Annotated in this window: 14 protein-coding genes; 7 read left to right on the forward strand and 7 right to left on the reverse strand. The window is 64.2% G+C overall.

Features of this window, described 5'->3' with window-relative positions; all coding sequences use genetic code 11:
- Positions 1–29: 29 nt before the first annotated feature.
- Positions 30–1043 (forward strand): Gfo/Idh/MocA family protein, encoded by a 1014-nt coding sequence (locus tag ACIPY2_RS08195; protein ID WP_400265879.1) that lies wholly within the window; start codon positions 30–32, stop codon positions 1041–1043.
- Positions 1044–1052: 9 nt separating this feature from the next.
- Positions 1053–1925 (forward strand): sugar phosphate isomerase/epimerase family protein, encoded by an 873-nt coding sequence (locus tag ACIPY2_RS08200; protein WP_400265880.1) that lies wholly within the window; start codon positions 1053–1055, stop codon positions 1923–1925.
- A gap of 92 nt (positions 1926–2017) precedes the next feature.
- Here ACIPY2_RS08200 and iolB read toward each other — a convergent pair whose 3' ends face one another.
- Together iolB and ACIPY2_RS08210 are read right to left on the reverse strand one after the other, a co-directional pair.
- Positions 2018–2911, reverse strand: a complete 894-nt coding sequence (gene iolB, locus ACIPY2_RS08205) for a 5-deoxy-glucuronate isomerase (protein WP_400265881.1) — start codon at positions 2909–2911, stop codon at positions 2018–2020.
- Positions 2912–2927: 16 nt separating this feature from the next.
- Positions 2928–3668, reverse strand: a complete 741-nt coding sequence (locus ACIPY2_RS08210) for a GntR family transcriptional regulator (RefSeq protein WP_400265882.1) — start codon at positions 3666–3668, stop codon at positions 2928–2930.
- A gap of 317 nt (positions 3669–3985) precedes the next feature.
- On the opposite strand from ACIPY2_RS08210, the gene ACIPY2_RS08215 reads away from it, so the two are divergent.
- From ACIPY2_RS08215 to ACIPY2_RS08230, 4 genes are all read left to right on the forward strand, one after another.
- Positions 3986–4981 (forward strand): substrate-binding domain-containing protein, encoded by a 996-nt coding sequence (locus ACIPY2_RS08215; RefSeq protein WP_400265883.1) that lies wholly within the window; start codon positions 3986–3988, stop codon positions 4979–4981.
- An 82-nt stretch (positions 4982–5063) separates the two neighbouring features.
- The gene (locus tag ACIPY2_RS08220) at positions 5064–6122 is read left to right on the forward strand and encodes an ABC transporter permease (RefSeq protein WP_400265884.1); all 1059 of its coding nucleotides are present in this window, start codon (positions 5064–5066) and stop codon (positions 6120–6122) included.
- Positions 6123–6134: 12 nt separating this feature from the next.
- A complete protein-coding gene (locus ACIPY2_RS08225) occupies positions 6135–7049 on the forward strand; it encodes an ATP-binding cassette domain-containing protein (RefSeq protein ID WP_400265885.1) in 915 nt (304 codons plus the stop codon).
- Entirely contained in the window at positions 7046–8062 is a 1017-nt protein-coding gene (locus ACIPY2_RS08230) for a Gfo/Idh/MocA family oxidoreductase (protein WP_400265886.1), read from the forward strand. Before ACIPY2_RS08225 ends, ACIPY2_RS08230 begins: the two co-directional genes overlap by 4 nt.
- Positions 8063–8742: 680 nt before the next feature.
- On the opposite strand, the gene ACIPY2_RS08235 is transcribed toward ACIPY2_RS08230, so the two are convergent.
- Together ACIPY2_RS08235 and ACIPY2_RS08240 are read right to left on the reverse strand one after the other, a co-directional pair.
- Complete coding sequence (locus ACIPY2_RS08235) at positions 8743–11637, reverse strand: chitobiase/beta-hexosaminidase C-terminal domain-containing protein (protein WP_400265887.1); 2895 nt, start codon at positions 11635–11637, stop codon at positions 8743–8745.
- A 126-nt stretch (positions 11638–11763) separates the two neighbouring features.
- Entirely contained in the window at positions 11764–12540 is a 777-nt protein-coding gene (locus ACIPY2_RS08240) for a gamma-glutamyl-gamma-aminobutyrate hydrolase family protein (protein ID WP_400265888.1), read from the reverse strand.
- Positions 12541–12611: 71 nt separating this feature from the next.
- On the opposite strand from ACIPY2_RS08240, the gene ACIPY2_RS08245 reads away from it, so the two are divergent.
- Positions 12612–13754: an LOG family protein gene (locus ACIPY2_RS08245; protein WP_400265889.1), complete on the forward strand. Its 1143-nt coding sequence runs from the start codon at positions 12612–12614 to the stop codon at positions 13752–13754.
- Between the two features lie 12 nt (positions 13755–13766).
- On the opposite strand, the gene ACIPY2_RS08250 is transcribed toward ACIPY2_RS08245, so the two are convergent.
- The 3 genes from ACIPY2_RS08250 to ACIPY2_RS08260 form a co-directional block, all read right to left on the reverse strand.
- Entirely contained in the window at positions 13767–14678 is a 912-nt protein-coding gene (locus ACIPY2_RS08250) for a matrixin family metalloprotease (RefSeq protein WP_400265890.1), read from the reverse strand.
- Positions 14679–14814: 136 nt separating this feature from the next.
- Positions 14815–15627, reverse strand: coding sequence for a matrixin family metalloprotease (locus ACIPY2_RS08255; RefSeq protein WP_400266213.1), 813 nt, complete (start codon positions 15625–15627; stop codon positions 14815–14817).
- A 168-nt stretch (positions 15628–15795) separates the two neighbouring features.
- Positions 15796–16947, reverse strand: a complete 1152-nt coding sequence (locus ACIPY2_RS08260; protein ID WP_400265891.1) for a VIT1/CCC1 transporter family protein — start codon at positions 16945–16947, stop codon at positions 15796–15798.
- Positions 16948–17121 lie beyond the last annotated feature (174 nt).

The raw sequence follows: 17121 nt of genomic DNA on the forward strand, positions 1-17121 counted from the left end.
CCAACCACACTCACCAAAGGACAGACACTGTGACAAAGACTCTTCGCGTAGCCGTCATCGGCGCAGGCCGCATGGGTGCGGACCACATCAAGCGACTCAGCACGCGCATCCACGGCGCTGAAGTTGCCGCCGTCGTCGACGTCGACCTTGCCCGTGCGGAAGCCGCCATCGAAGGCATCGAGGACGCGGTGGCCCTTGCCAGTGCCGACGAGGCGCTCAACAACGGCGACGTCAACGCCGTCCTGATCGCAACGCCGGGATTCCTGCACGAGGAAATCCTGTACAAGGCTTTGGAGAAGGACTTCCCGATCCTTTGCGAGAAGCCGCTCACACCGGACGCCGAGAGTTCCTGGAAGGTTGTCCAGGCGGAGCTTGCCCTGGGCCACAAGCGCATCCAAGTCGGCTTCATGCGCCGTTTCGACGCCGAGTACTCGGCTTTGGGTTCCATCATCCGCAACAGCGAATTGGGGGAGCTGTTGATGCTGCACCACCAGCACCGGAACCCGAGCACGCCCGAGGGCTTCACCAACGAGATGCTGATCAACGACTCTGTTGTCCACGAGTTCGACGCGATCCGCTACTTCACGGGTGAGGAGATCACGTCCGTGCAGGTCCGCCTGGGCAAGCCAACGCGCAATGCACCGAACGGCCAACACGATCCGCAGCAGGTACTGATCGAAACCGAATCCGGTGTGCTTGCCGACGTCGAAATCTACGTCAATGCCAAGTTCGGCTACCAGGTGGCTACGCAGGCTTCCTTCGAAGACGGCATCGTCAGCATCGGCGGTGACAGCGGTCCGTACGTGCAGACCGCGGGCAAGTGGGGCGGCAACGTCACGCCCGGTTTCGAGGAACGTTTTGGTGCCGCGTACGACGTCGAGGTGCAGGCTTGGGTGGATGCGGCACTTCGCGGTGAGATCGGCGGCCCGACGGCGTGGGACGGCTACGCCACAGCAGCGTGCTGCGAGGCCGGCGTCGAGGCGCAGAAGTCCGGCGAGAAGGTCAAGGTCCAGTTGAACACCAAGCCGGACCTGTACAACTAGGGGCTTTCCGTGAAGATTGCACTTGATCCCACACCGTTCCACCACAGCCACAGCCTGCTGGAGTTTCCCCGGGTCGCGGCCGACCTCGGTTACAAGTACCTGCAGATGACCCCGCACGCGGACCTCATTCCGTTCTTCAACCACCCCAAGGCCGATGACGAGTTGGTGGGCAAACTGAAGGCCGCATGCAAGGACGCCGGCATCGAAATCGCCTCCGTCCTGCCCGTGCTCCGCTGGTCAGGGCCGGACGAGGACGCCCGCGAAGCTGCTGTTCGGTACTGGAAGCGTGCCATTCAGATCACCGTGGACCTGGGCGTACAGACGATGAACACGGAGTTCAGCGGCCGTCCTGAGAAGGCCGAAGAATCCGAGCGCGCCTTCTATCGCTCCATGGAGGAACTCCTGCCCATCATTGAGCGGGAGGGCCTGGATGTGCTGATCGATCCGCACCCGGACGACTTCGTGGAGGACGGCCTGGCAGCCCTGCGAGTGATCCGTGGCGTGAACTCCCCGAACATCGGCATGGTCTACGTTGCCTCACACACCTTCCACATGGGTAACAAGCCGCTGGAGATCATGCGCGCGGCCGGCGACAAGCTCCGTCTGGTGCATGTCTCGGACACCATGAACCACCATGCCTCGCACGGCCTGCGTTACATCACCAACCCGCCTGGTAACGCGGTGCGTGTCCACCAGCACCTGAAGATCGGCGATGGCGACGTCAACTGGAACGAGTTCTTCGGCGGCCTGAAGGAGATCGGCTTCCTGGACAAGGAAAACACGGTCATGGTCTCCTCGGTCTTCGCCGAGGACGAGAACGCCGAGGAAGTCTCCCGCTACCAGCTCAAGACGATGACGGATTACGTCGCCCAGGCCAAGTAGCAGCCTGGAAAGCTGCGTCCCGGACACTAAGGAAGCCCCTGTGAATTCACAGGGGCTTCCTTAGTGTCCGGAATCAGGCCGGGTGTCCGGAATCAGGCCGTGAACGGGAGGCGCGGGTCCACGTCCTGGCCCTCCCACGTCCGGCGTATCCAGCCGTGGTGGGGGTCGTCGCTGATGAGCCAGTCACGGACGCGTCCGGGGCCGGCCATGACGTTCAAGTAGTAGAGGTCGTAACCGGGGGCTGCCATGGCCGGGCCGTGCCAGCCGTAGGGGACCAGGACCACATCGCCGGTGCGGACTTCGGCGGAGACGTCGATGGGCCGCTCGTCCGAGGCATAGACACGGGCATAGCCAATGGCATCCGTCTCTTCCGGAGCGGGGGAGCCTGCAGCCACGCGGGTTTCGAAGTAATAGATCTCCTCGAGGCTGGTTTCGCCCTCCTTCTCCTCATCGTGCTTGTGGGGTGGATACGAGGACCAGTTGCCGGCAGGAGTGATCACTTCGCAGACGATGAAGCGGTCTGCTTCCAGGGCTGCCGGTGTGCCGAAGTTGTGGACCTGGCGGGAGCAGTTGCCGGCACCACGCAGTTCCACCGGCGTTTCCGCTGCGGTGACCAGGCGGGTGGGATACGAAGCCTTGGCGGGCGCAGTAGCAACGGCCACCCTGCCGCCGTCGTTCGAGCTGATGGTCAGCCCTTTGTCGATACCGGTGTAGAGGACGTCGCTCGGCCCGTGGAAAACGGACTGCCGTCCCGCGAGACTGTACGCCACGCCGTCGACCGTCACCGTGAAGGAACCGCTCAGCGGCACCACGATGCGCTCCTCGGGAGCGGCGGGAAGTTCGACGGCGGCACCCGCGGCGAGCGTCGCGGCCTTGAGTCCCGTATGGGCCCAACCTTCGACGGCGAGGCTCGAATCGGAGGTGCCGAGGGAGATGTCCCATTTTCCGTCAGTGGCGGTTCCCAGCGGGTAAACCCAGTTGGCCATAAGTTGTGTCCTTGCGTTAGCGCTGTACGAGTGTCATTTCAAAGCTGTAGGAATCAGCGCGGTAGACGTGGTGCCCGGTTTCCACCATGCGTCCGGTGTCGTCAACCGCGGTGCGTTCCATGGTGACCAGGGCGGAGCCGACCTCGGCGTCGAGGAGGGGTGCCTGGTAGTCATTGGCGATCATGGCGCCGATGCGTTGGGAGGCCAGCCGGAAATTAACGCCTCCGCGGCGCAGGATGGCGTAAAGGCCTTCGCTGGCGAGCTGGGCTTCATCCATGCTGGTGATGTCGTCGCGGACCCAGTTTTCCATGAGGGCCAAAGGCTTGCCGCCCACTTTGCGCAGTCGCGTGAAGTGGTAGACCTTGGACCCCGCGGGTAGCTGGAGGGCTGTCAACGTGGCGGCGTCGGCCTCCACATGGGAGAAGCTCAGGACCTCGGTGGTGGGCTTCTTCCCGTTGTTGCTGAGGTCGTCGAAGAGGCTGGAGAGTTCCAGCGGGCGCCGGACCTGGCTGGAAACAACCTGCGTTCCTACTCCGCGCTTGCGGACCAGGAGGCCTGCCCGGACCAGTTCATCCATGGCTTTGCGCATGGTGGGGCGTGACAGGTTGAGCTGTGCCGCGAGGTCGATTTCGTTATCCAGCCGGCTGCCTGGTTCCAAAATGCCGCTGTGGATCGCGGCTTCGATGCCTTGGACTACCTGGTGGTACAGGGGCACCGGCGACGAACGGTCGATACTAAGGCTGAGTGGTTGCGTCACTGGTTCCTCCTGGACGGCTGCGGAAAGCCAGCAGGGGAGCAGGGTCGCGGCTCCTCTGCCGGATGGATGAGTTTGTCCGCTCATGTTCGATTGATAGGACATACTGCCTTTTCTTGATAATAGCAGCCGCGCTTCGACCGTCAAGGAATTCTGCGTCCGCGCCATGGACGGTCGGTGCGAGGGAATGTTTCACGTAAAAACATCCTAATGTCAGGACAAAGTATTGACAAAGTGTGAGGCCAATCACCATGATCTGAGTAGTGGCTGATCCGGATACGAGTCTCCGGACACCCAAGCTGACATCAAAGGAGATAACGGTGGCAAAATTCTCGTGGCGCAAAGCGGCGCTCGCCGCAGCAGTGGTTCCCCTGGTAGCACTGAGCGCCTGTTCGAGCCAGGGCGGAAAGCCCGCAGACAACGGCGGCGGAGCCGCGGCCGGTCAGGCTGCTTCCACGGACCGTATCAAGGTTGCCCTGATTACCCACGCCGCAGCCGGCGATACCTTCTGGGACATTGTCCGTAAGGGTGCAGAGGAAGCTTCCTCGAAGGACAACGTTGAACTCCTGTACACGAGCGATCCCGAAGCCGGCCGCCAGGCCCAGCTTGTCCAGCAGGCCATCGACCAAAAGGTGGATGGCATCGCCGTCACCATCGCAACGCCGGACGCCCTGAAGGATGTCCTCAAGAAGGCCACGGACGCGGGCATTCCCGTGGTCAGCCTCAACGCGGGCGAATCGGTTTCCGCAAAGCTCGGAGCATTCACGCACTTTGGTTCCAACGAACAGCTTGCCGGCGAAGCCGTGGGAACCCGGTTGGCCTCCGAGGGCTACAAGCACCCCGTATGCGTCATCCAGCAGCAGGGCCACGTGGGCCTCGAGGCACGCTGCGCCGGCGTAAAGGCCAAGGTTCCCGCCACGGAGATCCTCTACGTCGACGGCAAGGACATGACAGCGGTCCAGTCCACGGCCACGGCCAAGCTCCAGGCGTCCAAGGACGCTGATGTGATCATCGGCCTGGGTGCCCCCATCACGCTTACCCTCCTGAAGTCCGTCTCCGATGCAGGCAGCTCGGCGAAGGTGGCCAGCTTCGACCTCAACGCAGAACTCGCCCAGAAGATCGTGGACGGAAACGTGATCTTCACCGTGGACCAGCAGCCGTGGCTCCAGGGCTACATGTCCGTTGACGCCCTCTGGCAGGCCAAGCGCGGTGGCTTCAAGATCGGCGGCGGCCAGCCCGTCCTCACCGGCCCCACCATTGTTGACAAGTCCAACGCTTCCGACGTCCTCAAGTTCGCCCAGCAGGGCGTGCGCTAGACCCGGGCTCCCGGTTGCGCGGCGAACTACCCGCCGCGCAACCGGACCAACCGCGCAGCCTGTACAACAAGGAGTCATCCCCATGGCAAACACAGCAACCCTGCCGCCGGCACCCGCTTCGGCTCCCGGCGATGAGCGGGTAGGACGCCGGAACCCGTTCCAGAAATTCCTGGCCCGCCCCGAGGTCGGTGCCCTCGTCGGTGCCGTTGTCCTCTTTATCTTCTTCGCATCGGTATCCCAAACTTTCACCCAGCCGAACGCACTGGCTACCGTGCTCTACGGTTCCTCGACCATCGGCATCATGGCGGTCGGCGTCTCCCTGCTGATGATCGGTGGCGAGTTCGACCTCTCCACGGGTGTAGCCGTCATCTCCTCGGCCCTGACCGCCTCGCTGTTCAGCTGGTACTTTTCCATGAACGCGTGGGTAGGTGTTGCCCTGGCACTGGTGGTTTCGCTCGGCATCGGCTTCATCAACGGCTGGATCCTGGTCAAGACCAAACTGCCCAGCTTTATCGTCACCCTGGCCACGTTCCTCATGCTGACCGGACTGAACCTGGCACTGACCCGGCTCATCGGCGGCTCGGTATCCTCGCCGTCGATCTCCAAACTGGATGGGTTCGACTCCGCCCGTGCTGTCTTCGCTTCCTCCATCAGCATCGGCGGGGTGGAAGTAAAGATCACGGTGTTCTTCTGGATCGTCCTGGTCCTGATCGCTTCCTGGGTCCTGCTGCGGACCCGCATCGGCAACTGGATCTTCGCCGTGGGCGGCGACGCCAACGCGGCCCGCGCAGTAGGCGTCCCCGTGACCAAGACCAAGATCGGCCTGTTCATGGCGGTGGGTTTCTGCGGCTGGATCCTGGGCATGCACAACCTGTTCGCTTTCGACGCCGTGCAATCCGGTGAAGGCGTGGGCAACGAGTTCCTCTACATCATCGCGGCGGTGATCGGTGGCTGCCTGTTGACCGGTGGCTACGGCTCGGCCGTGGGCGGCGCCATCGGTGCGTTCATCTTCGGCATGGCCAACAAGGGCATCGTCTACGCACAATGGAATCCGGACTGGTTCAAGTTCTTCCTGGGCTTGATGCTGCTGCTGGCCACAATCGTCAACCTCATCGTCAAACGCCGGGCAGAGCTGAAGTAAGGAGCCGGACCAATGAATGCACAACAGATCGACCAGCAAACCCTGCTGAAAGACGAGAAGGATCCCTTGACCCACACGCCGGTGCACCTGCTTTCCCTCGAAGCCGTGGGCAAGCACTACGGCAACATCATCGCCCTGCGGGACGTGACCATGGCCGTGGACAACGGCCGCGTCACGTGCGTCCTTGGCGACAACGGCGCCGGCAAGTCCACCCTGATCAAGATCATTGCCGGCCTGCACCAGCACGATGAAGGCTCATTCAAGATCATGGGCGAGGACCGCAAGCTCGGCTCACCGCGCGAAGCCCTCGACGCCGGTATTGCGGCCGTGTACCAGGACCTCGCCGTCGTCTCGCTCATGCCGATTTGGCGGAACTTCTTCCTCGGCTCCGAGCTGACCACCGGCGTGGGACCGTTCAGGCGCATGGATGTCCAGAAAATGAAGGACATCACCAAGAAGGAACTCGCGGACATGGGCATCGACCTGCGCGACGTTGAACAGCCCATCGGGCAGCTCTCCGGCGGTGAACGCCAGTGTGTGGCCATCGCCCGTGCCGTGTACTTCGGCGCCAAAGTCCTGATCCTCGACGAGCCGACGGCCGCGCTGGGAGTCAAGCAGTCCGGCGTCGTGCTGCGCTACATCCTGCAGGCCCGCGACCGCGGCCTCGGCGTCATCTTCATCACCCACAACCCGCACCACGCCTTCCCCGTGGGTGACCGGTTCCTGCTGCTCAAGCGCGGCAAGTCAATCGGCTACTACGAGAAGAAGGACATCACGCTTGAGGAGCTCACCGCACAGATGGCCGGCGGCGCCGAACTGGCCGAGCTCGCCCACGAACTCGAGCAGCTCGGTGGCCACACCGAAGCCCTCAAAGAGGTCAAAGCCGAAGTGGCAGACGTAGCGGACGCTGCGCCGGAGAAGGCATGAAGGAAGTAACACTTGGCCTGGTGGGGGTGGGCCGCATCGGGGTAATGCACGCCCGGAATATCGTTGCCTTGAACGCGGATCCTGAGCGGGCGGCGGTGAAACTCAAGCTCACCGACGTTGCCGAGGACCATGCCCGCTCGGTGGCTGCGGATTTCGGTGGAGAGTTCCTTCCCTCCGTTGAGGCGTTGATTGCCTCGGGCATCGACGGACTGGTCATCGCCACCGGAACGGCGACCCACCCGGATCTCATCCGTGCAGGGGTGGACGCGGGCATCCCCGTGTTCTGCGAGAAGCCTGTAGCCGTCAACGTCGCCGCATCGCTCCCGATCCTGGACTACATCGCCGAGAAGGGCGGAACGGTTCAGATTGGCCACCAGCGCCGTTTCGACGACGGCTACCTTGAAGCCAAGAGGGCGTACGACGCCGGCGAGCTCGGTTGGATCCACTCAGTCCGGGCCGTTACCTGCGACATGACTCCGCCGCCCGTGTCCTTCCTTGCGACGTCCGGGGGGCTCTTCCGGGATTGCTCCGTCCACGACTTTGACATCCTCCGCTGGCTGACCGGACGGGAGATCGTTGAAGTGTACGCAAAGGGTTCGAACAACGGAGACCCGGCCATCGGCGAAGTGGGGGATGTCGATACCGCCCTTGCCGTGGTGACGTTCGACGACGGCACGGTGGGTACGGTCTCGGCAAGCCGCTACAACGGGGCCGGGCATGATGTCCGCCTGGAGTTGCAAGGTTCGGAAGGGTCGGTGCTGGTGGGCATGGACCACCAGATGGCACTACGTTCTGCCGAGCGCGGGATCGCCTTCCCGGCCGGTGTTGCGCATCGCACTTTTGCGGAGCGTTTCAACCAGGCCTACCGTTCCGAATTGTCCGCGTTCGTGGAAGTGATCCTGGGGGAGCGGAAGAACCCGTGTACTCCAGAGGACGCCGTAGCCGCCTCCCGGGTTGCGGACGCGGCGCAGGAGTCACTGGAAACGGGTGTCCCCGTGAAGGTAACGGTGTAACCCTCTCGGCGCACGTCCCCCTGCGATGCTCTATCACTTCCCGGCGGTTTTTGGGGGTTGCTCTGTCACCTCCCGCGCGGAAGGTTCGACGGCGGCGCTCGCCCGAGTGCCGGCGTCGGGCTTTCGCTGCGGTTGGCTTTTCCGCCCTGGCCCGTCCGGCCCCCGCATCCCTTCCCGCCGAATGCACCCAGTCTTACGGGTGCATTCGGCGGCAAAGGGTGCGCCATCGGAGTAGGGGTGGCGGCGCACGTCCCCAAGCGATGCTCTCTCACTTCCCGACGGTTTTCCGCGGTTGCTCTATCACTTCCCGACGGTTTTCGGGGGTTGCTCTGTCACCTCCCGCGCGGAAGGTTCGACGGCGGCGCTCGCCCGGGTGCCGGCGTCGGGCTTTCGCTGCGGTTGGCTTTTCCGCCCTGGCCCGTCCGCCCCGCATCCCTTCCCGCCGAATGCACCCAGTGTTAGGGGTGCGTCGAGCGGTAGCGGGTGCGACGGCAAAGCGCCGGTGCGAGAGGAGCGCCGGAAGGGGGTGGGAGGTGCGAGAGGAACGCCGGAAGGGGGGTGGGAGGTGCGAGAGGGACGCGGGAAAACAGGGTGGGATGTGAGAGAGGGACGGCGTGGCTGACGCGGGCCGGATGAGTCTGGGGGAAAACTCCGACCCGCGCCAGGTTCATTGGGGTTGCTCAGGCGATGACTTTCATCCCCTGCCAACCCGTGCCCAGGCTGATCGGCGGCACGTTGCCCAGCGTTCCGCTGCCAGATCCGGGATACAGCCACAGAGTGTCTCCAATGCGGCCAAGGACGTCGTTTTTACCGTCTCCATTGAGGTCCCGAGGGCCGGCGAGTGCAGTGCGGGTACTCCATCCCGTCGCGAACTGCTTCCACTGCAGCCAACCCCCGGCGCCGTCGCCCGGATACAGCCATAATGCGCCTGTATCCGTGCGCCGCGCCAGTACGTCAGGCTTCCCGTCTCCGTTGAAATCACCGGTGCTGAAGATGGCGTTCATGATTCCCCAGCCGGTGCCGACAGTGTACGGCGTCCGCTGGCCGCCTGTTCCGTTCCCCTCGTACAAGCGAAGGTCTCCGTTGCTTCTGCGTGCGATGACATCGGGGATGCCGTCACCGCTAAAGTCGCCAGGGGAGAAGATCTGGGTCATGGTGCTCCAGCCCGTACTCACTTGTTTCCTGGCACCGAAGCTGCCTGCACCGTCGCCGGGGTAGAAGTACAGGATGTCGCCGGAGCGGGCCAGCAGATCGTTCTTGCCATCCTTGTTGAAATCTCCAGGGGTGACCGTGTCCGTGATGGACTGCCATTCCGGTGCTGCCAGGGCGAGCTGCCTGGGGAGGAGGCCACCGGAGCCGTCGCCCGGGTACAGGTACAGGTTGCCGGCCGGGTCTGCCGCCAGGACATCCGCCCGGCCGTCGCCATTGAAGTCATGGCTCGACGGCGGTCCGGCTGCGGGAACTGTGTACGTCTGGGTTCCCACACCTGACGTGTTTCCGGCCGTGTCCACCCCGATGTATTTGAGCGTCAGCGTGGAACTGCCCATGACGATCGGCGTCGAGTATTTGGTACTGGATGCCGTGGGAGTGCTGCCGTCAGTGGTGTAGTAGATATCGGCTGCCTCATTGGCGGAAAGGCTGATGGTTGCACCACTGGCCAAGGCCCTGCCGGTGGGGTTGGCCGTGATCACAGGCGCGGTTGTGTCCGGCGGCACCGTGTAGGTCTGGGTAGCAACGTCGGAGGCGTTCCCCGCGGTGTCCTTGGCGAAGTACTTCAACGTCATGGGTCCCGGACCGTTGAAGGTGATCGGCGCACTGTACAGGAGCCCTGCGGTCAGGGGGTCCGTGCCATCGGTGGTGTACCTGATTTCAGCGGGCTCGTTGGCCGTGAGGGCGATCTTGGTCCCGGCAGCGTACGCGCCGCTCGCCGGATTCGCCGTAACCACGGGCTTGGTGACATCCGGGCCCGTGGAGTATGTCTGTGTAGCCACCGCCGAGGAGTTGTTTGCCCCATCCACGGCGAAGTATTTCAGGGTCAAGGGGCCAGTCAACGTGATAGGCGATGTGTACTTGGGGCTCGCCGTGGTGGGAGTGCTGCCATCCACCGTGTAGTAGATGGTGGCGGTCTCGTTGGCCGCAAGGGTGATGGCCTGGCCTGATGCGTAGGTCCCGCCTGCAGGGGTTGCTGTCACCACGGGCGCTACCGTGTCCGCGGCGAGGTAGGTCTCGAACTCCGCCAACCCGGCGTTGGTGGTGCTTGCGCTGACGGACGTGATGTTGAAACGTACTGAGCTGACGGTCCTGGCTGGAAAATTGATCGTGAGCCCTGAGCCGTTGTTGGGCAGTGCCGGGACGGCCACAGTGCTTCCGTCGGAGAACACCAGGTTGCCGCCCGTGACCTGGTCGCTGAGGACGGGGCGGTCCGAGAGTGTCACGGAGTTGATGGTGCGGGTGGGGTTGAAGTTGTACTGGATCCAGCTCCCTGCCTTCTCACCGGCTGTGACCCACTCCTTCGTGGCGTCCATCGGTGCTCCCCAGAAGTACCCGTCCCGGGCCTTTTCGGGGCTTTGGGCGGCTGCCAATTGCGAGGAAGCAGTGACAGTGGCTCCCGTGGACTTGGCTGCGTTGCCCACCCATTCGATGGCCGTGATGTATTGGCGCTTCAACCATTCGTCGTAGGGGGAATCAGGGCAACCCTCGCCCGGGCTGCTGCAAATGTACATATCGAAATCGGCGAAGCGGACAAAGGTGTCCACCTTGGCGGTGAGTTCCGCGCCTGTGACGTTCTGTGGATACTCGTCGATAACGTAGGCGTCGTAGGCCATGGACGTATGCGGTCCGGTGTAGCTCCGGGTTGCAAGCTGCGCGAACTTGGCGGTGGCCCAGTGGTCGCTGTGGTCATAGGGGTTGTTGAAGTTGCCGGTCCAGTCCTGCGTACGGAACGTGGTGGGCTGGAAGTTGGCCACCAGGCGGTTCAGGGCGTTTTGGAACTGTGTTTTGGTGAAGGTGGCGGCGTTGTCCACCGGGCGGATGGCTGAGAGCCGGCCGTCCCACAGCTTGAGGATGCTTTGATCGTTGTACGCTGCGCTCCCGTCGCCATTGGGAAATCCGTCGGGGAGCCGCATGAACACAACGGAGATGTTCGGGGCGCCGTTGAGGGTCTGCATGGTCAACGGCCTGTTGGGCACGCCGGCATCGGAAGTGGTCCAGGAATCCGTGACTCCCGCCATCTTCGCGTAGCTCGCGCGGATGCCCGCTTCGAGTCCTCGCCAGTAGGAAGCGCCTTCGCCTGCCTCGCCGGCGGTAGTGAACACGGTCTGGACACATCGTTTCGCCTGGATGTCCCGCATGAAGTCCGGGCTGAGGAAAATCAGGTCATCGTCGGTGTGTGCCACGATCTGCATGGCTCCGCCGGTTCCGGCGCAGGGCGGAACGGCAGCCGCAGCGGGCGGTGCGGCGGCCAACACCAAGCTGCCAAACGTCAGGGTGGGGGTCAGGAAAAGGCTGAGCAGACGACGGGCAAAAGAGCGGGGCTTTGGGTTTACGGACGGGCTGGACACATGTGAAAGGACCACAACCATGCTCCTTCGAGCAGATGTTGGGCCCCCCAGCCGGCGTACTTACGACGCCGATTCCGGCGTCACTGGAATGAAATTATGCGCACCGTGCTCCCCACAGTACGGACACTGATGCTGTGAGCGTTACTGTACTCTTCCGGACCGTGCCTGGGTAGCTTTCCGGCACTCCTCAACGAACCCGGCGAACGGAAGCAGGCGCTCGCCGTCGGGCAGTTGCGAGGCTTCGGGGTGCCACTGGACGGAGGCGACCCAGCGGGAAGGATCCTCCAAGGCCTCGATGGTCCCGTCGTCTGCGATGGCCGTGACCGCCAGTCCCCGGCCCACGGTGGCGACGGCCTGATGGTGTCCCGAGGCTATCTTGACGGTGGTTCCGGCCGTGGACCCATAGAGAGCGGCCACCCTGGAGCCTTCCGCCAACACGACGTCGTGCCATGCCCAGACGCCGGCAGTAGTGTCTTCCGGATCGAGTCCGCTGTGGACCACGGTGGACGGAACCATGTCCTGGACCAGCGTTCCGCCGTAAAGGACATTCAACAGCTGATGGCCACGGCAAATGCCAAGAAGCGGCAGCCCGGCGTCGAGCGTGGCCCGTGCCACGTCGAAGTCCAAGCGGTCTTGTTCGGGGTTCACGTCGTACAGGGCATCGATGGGTTCCTGCCCGTACAGCCGGGGATCCAGGTCGCCGCCGCCCGGAAGGAGGACGCCGTCCAAGGCGGCCAACTCGGTTTCCAGTTCCGACTCCGGCGTCAGGAGCACAGGTTCGGCTCCCGCCTCGCGGAGCAGGTCGACAATGAAGACGAACAGCTGGTTGGCTTCGCCCACCCGGGCATCGGGATCGTCGGAGCTGCTGAGGCGGACGGGGACGCCGATGCGTGGGCGCAGGGGGGAAGCGTTGGTCATGCTTCATGATGCACGGATCAGTCGGGTGGCCCCAAACATCGAGGTAATGTGCCGCCCACTACGCTGAACACATGAATCCATCCGGCGCCTTGAACCCCAGTCCGCGCACCTTGGACATCGAAAGCGTGGTGCACTTCGACCGCCTCATCGACGCCGGGGCGGCCACTATGCACGGGTGGCATGCCCAGTCATTGGACCTCCGTGGACGCTCCCGTGAACTCCTCTTGCTCAACCCGCAGGGCGCGATCTTCCTAGGATGCACTTTTGACGACGGCGTGGAGGACGCCTTGAGGAGCCGGGGCGCGTTGATTTTCCCGAAACTGCGCGGCGTTCCGTTCAACCCGTACCGCGGTAGCCTGTACACCGCCGCGGAGCTTTACGAGGACATTTCCGCCACGGAGTACGAGTCCACCCTGGACGCCAAGGTCTACCAGTGGAGCATCCTCCCTGGCCAGCGATCCAGCCTTGACGCAACCCTCGCGGCGGCACTGCACGACCACGCCATTGGGGACGCCCTGGACGATGCCCTGCAGAACGGTGCGTTCGCGGGCTCAAAACTGGTGGGAGTCATGGGCGGACACGCTGCCCAGCGCGGCACGGGGGAGTTCAACCAAGCTGCCTTGCTGGGGCGGCTGTTGGCCAACGCCGGCCTGACGGTTGCAACGGGCGGTGGTCCCGGGGCCATGGAAGCGGCCAACATGGGTGCGTACCTCAGCGGAACGGACGACGACGACTTCCGCGCCGCGCTCCAGGCGCTCGCCGGGGTTCCCGGGTTCAGGCCGTCGGTGACGGCTTGGGCGCGCCAGGCAGCCGCCGTCGTCGACCGTCATCCCAACGGAAGTGCGACGCTCGGCATCCCCACTTGGTTCTACGGTCATGAGCCGCCCAATCTCTTCGCCACCCATATCGCGAAGTACTTCGCCAATGCCATCCGTGAAGCGATCCTCCTTGAACTGTGCAACGGCGGGATCGTGTTCCTGCCGGGATCGGCCGGCACCGTGCAGGAAATCTTCCAGGACGCGTGCGAGAACTACTACGGAGCACCCGAAACGATCACGCCCATGGTCCTGGTGGGCCGGGAACACTGGGAAAAGACATTCCCGGCCTGGCCCATGCTGCAAAGCCTCGCTGCCGGAAAAGCCATGGCTGAGCGGATCTTCCTGGTGGACACAGTGGAAGAAGCCGTTGATGTGGTGGTGGGGGCGCTGGACTAAATCGGTTCAGCGCTAGAAATCCTTGCTGCACGGACCCGTGCCCAGCTTTGCAAGCCCCGTCCGGTCCCCGGCTGCGTATTGGCGCACCCACGAGGCTTGGTCGTACATCAGCTGGCGGGGATCATCCACGTGGTCGAGCCCCAGCACGTGGCCAAGCTCGTGCATGATGACCGCCACGCCGATCTCCTTGCCCTGGGGCGAATCCATGATTCCGGCGAACTGCGGCTCGTCCAGGGAGACCGTGCCGGTGACGTAGGCCTTGTAGCCGTTGCTCAACCCGATGGATGAGCTGCCACCCAGTCCCACCGTCTGCCCGGCCAGCCGCGGTACCTGCTCCGGTGTGGTCCACGCGATCAGGACAGGCGCCCAGCGGTCCCCGTACATTTCCGGCTGGTACCCCGCCCGGTTGCTGGTGGGAACCTCCGAGGTCGGCCCGTCATAGATGAATTTCAGCCCCGATGCGAGGCTGGCCTGCCGCACGGCTTCCTCAACCAGCGGCTGCCAGGAAGCAGGCGCCAGGGTGGAGTTGACCACGTAATGGATGGGCCGGCACGGGGAGTAGGCAACGGGAGTGCCGTCATCCTTGACGGCCAGGAACTTGTACGAGTTACTGGTCCGCTGCAGTGGCGGAGGCGTTCCCAACGGAGCGTCGGCTTCCTCGCGCCCGGGCAATGGGTCCTGCCGCTGGCCAAACGGCAAGACGCCTGGCCGGGGTACCTGGCTTTGAGCAGCCGGCCCGGTCCATGTTCGCTGCACTTCGCCGCTGAAATAGGCGCCCGCACACACCAGTCCAAGCACCAGCAGCAGGAACGCGATTGCGGCGATGCTCCGGTGCCGGATCTGCGGCGTGGGGTTTTGAAGGGGACCGCGTGGGTTCGGAGGGGGATAGGGGTCAGGCCCGTATGGCGACCCATCAGGTTCCATCGAACCCCCTGACGCGAAGGCTCAAACCATGCGGTGGGGCGCCGCCGTCGGCCGTTTTGGCCAGCATAGGACCCCGCCGGCCGGGAAGTCCATGGCTGGGACCGGACAATGGCCCGGGCACGGACAATGCTTTCTGTCAGATGTCTTTCCGGCATGGGGCGGAGGCAAGCAAATGCAGGCCGTTCAGGTCGCCGTCGGCCAGGCCGTCGGGGGCGCCGATCTCCGGGTACATCAGTTGGATGGGATCGTCCACGTGGTCAAGGCCCATCACGTGGCTCAGCTCATGCTGCATGACGGCCAACACGTAGTCGGAGCCGCCGTCCTCCGCCAACAGCTCGGAAATCTGAGGCGTGTCCAGCTCCAGGCTGCCCGTGATGTAGCTCTTAGGTCCTTTGTTCAACGAATACATGGTGCTGCCGCCGGTGCCAATGACTTTGTCCGCAAGGGCCGGGGCGGCTTCAGGCGTGGTCCAGGAAATGAGCAGGGGAGCCCAGCGCTCGCCATACTTCCCCGGCTGGTATGGCTCGCGTTTTTCTGCAGGGAGCTCATCGGTGGTGCCGTCGTCGATGAACTGGATTCCCGTCGCCTCGGAAATGTTGGCCAGGGCAGTCCGGAGGAGGGCGTGGGTTCCCTCGGGTGCGGCGGCGTCGTTCACCACGTAATGCAGCGGGCGGCACGGCGAATAGCCCACCGGAGTACCGTCGTCGTTGGTGGCCAGGAACTTGTAAGAATCGTTGGCGACCGGCGGTGCCGGCGGAGAGGCGAGCGGAGCATCGGATTCTTCACGTCCCGGTGGAGGAGCGTTCAGGGCGCGGGCGGGGGCGTGGGTTGCCTGCCCGCCCTGCTGCGTGTTGGGCAGCGCCGCGCCCGGAATGAGTGCTGTGATCCGCGGATCTCCGTGGAGGAAGCCGCTGACCAGGACCGCGGCAGTTGCTGCCGCTACAGCCATGAGGAAGCCCAGGGCCACGCGCAGCGTCTTACCGGCGCGGCGGTGATTCCGCACATCAGGCTCCGTGTCCACGCTTCTCCGTTCCTCGTGCCCCGGTCACGCGGGAAGCGTCGAGGACGCACCAACATTACGGGACACCGGGTGCCCCGTCTATTCACACGGCCAGGCCTAGACGATCGCGGCGCCGAAGAGCAGCCCGAGCCCGTAGGTGGCAGCTGCTGCACCCAGGCCGATCGCCAGTTGGCGCAGGCCGCGGCTCAGCGGCGAGGTTCCGGACAGCAAGCCCACGACGGCGCCGGTGGCCAGGAGGGCGACGCCCACCAATGCGGCCGACAGGATCAGGGCATTCCAGCCCGTCATTCCGAACACGAACGGAAGGATGGGCACGATGGCACCGGATGCGAAGAAGCAGAAGCTGGACATCGCCGCGCCCCACGCCGAACCGACGGTCTCGTGCTCGTCCGCGGCTTCTTCCTTCTCGGGCTGCAGGGAGAGGCTGGGGTCGCAGTCGCAGCTGAACAGGCCCATCCGCTCGGCCGCCCGGTGTTCGGCCGCCTCACGGGTCATGCCCCGGGCAAGGTAGACCAGCACCAGTTCGTTGTGTTCAACGTCCAATGCGGGCGCCGCCGTCAGGGTGGCCTGGGTGGGGAGGGTGGCGTTCAGGAGTTCCCGCTGGGAGCGGACGGAGACGTATTCGCCTGCACCCATGGAAAGGGCGCCCGCCAGCAGGCCGGCCACGCCACTCATCAGGACCACCGCGCTCGAAACTCCGGTGGCGGCCATGCCCATGACCAGCGAAAGGTTGCTGACAAGTCCGTCGTTGGCGCCGAAGACCGCTGCGCGGAAGGTTCCGGACAACCTGTTGCGGCCGCGCGTTGCCAGGCCGCGAACGACTTCCTCGTGGATCTGTTCGTCGGCAACCATGGCCGGCGTAGCGGATGGTTCGGTGCCGTAAGGGGAACGTCCTTCCGCGCGCTGGGCCAAGGCCAGGACAAAAACTGAACCGAAGTGCCGTGCCAGGAAGCCAAGGAGGCGGCTGCGGGCCGAGGCGGCCTTGGGCATGCCGGCGTGTTCGCCAAGCAGCTTCAGCCAGTGCGCCTCGTGCCGGCCTTCCGCCTCGGCCAGGGCTAGGAGGATCTGGCGTTCCTCGCCGTCGCGGCGTTGGGCAAGTTCACGGTAGACGGCGGCCTCGGCACGTTCGTCTGCAAGGTACTGGCGCCAACGCCTGATGTCCGCAGGCGTGGGTGTGGCGGGTGTTTCCTCGGGGCGGGGGGTCGGAGCGGAGCTCGACGGACCGGGGGATTCCTGGTGCTTCTGCACTGCTTCTCCTGGGCTTGGTGGGGTAGGTGATGCCCCATTGCACCGACCACTGTACCGCTTATTTCCGGGGTTTTTCGGCCGGTATTCCTCAACTGGAATGTTCGGCGCACCTTAATTCAGGCACTGCAGGGCGGCACTTCCAGGCGGCGCTGCCGGGGTGCCTTGACCACTCCG

This window comes from Paenarthrobacter sp. NPDC089675 (assembly GCF_044749185.1).
Classification (GTDB): Bacteria; Actinomycetota; Actinomycetes; order Actinomycetales; family Micrococcaceae; genus Arthrobacter.

Bases quoted from the DNA above. Each gene is read 5' to 3' on its own strand.
- iolB (WP_400265881.1), bottom strand. From the start codon at position 2,911: ATGGCCAACTGGGTTTACCCGCTGGGAACCGCCACTGACGGAAAATGG.
- ACIPY2_RS08220 (WP_400265884.1), top strand. From the start codon at position 5,064: ATGGCAAACACAGCAACCCTGCCGCCGGCACCCGCTTCGGCTCCCGGC.
- ACIPY2_RS08225 (WP_400265885.1), top strand. From the start codon at position 6,135: ATGAATGCACAACAGATCGACCAGCAAACCCTGCTGAAAGACGAGAAG.
- ACIPY2_RS08230 (WP_400265886.1), top strand. From the start codon at position 7,046: ATGAAGGAAGTAACACTTGGCCTGGTGGGGGTGGGCCGCATCGGGGTA.
- ACIPY2_RS08240 (WP_400265888.1), bottom strand. From the start codon at position 12,540: ATGACCAACGCTTCCCCCCTGCGCCCACGCATCGGCGTCCCCGTCCGC.
- ACIPY2_RS08245 (WP_400265889.1), top strand. From the start codon at position 12,612: ATGAATCCATCCGGCGCCTTGAACCCCAGTCCGCGCACCTTGGACATC.
- ACIPY2_RS08250 (WP_400265890.1), bottom strand. From the start codon at position 14,678: ATGGAACCTGATGGGTCGCCATACGGGCCTGACCCCTATCCCCCTCCG.
- ACIPY2_RS08255 (WP_400266213.1), bottom strand. From the start codon at position 15,627: ATGGCTGTAGCGGCAGCAACTGCCGCGGTCCTGGTCAGCGGCTTCCTC.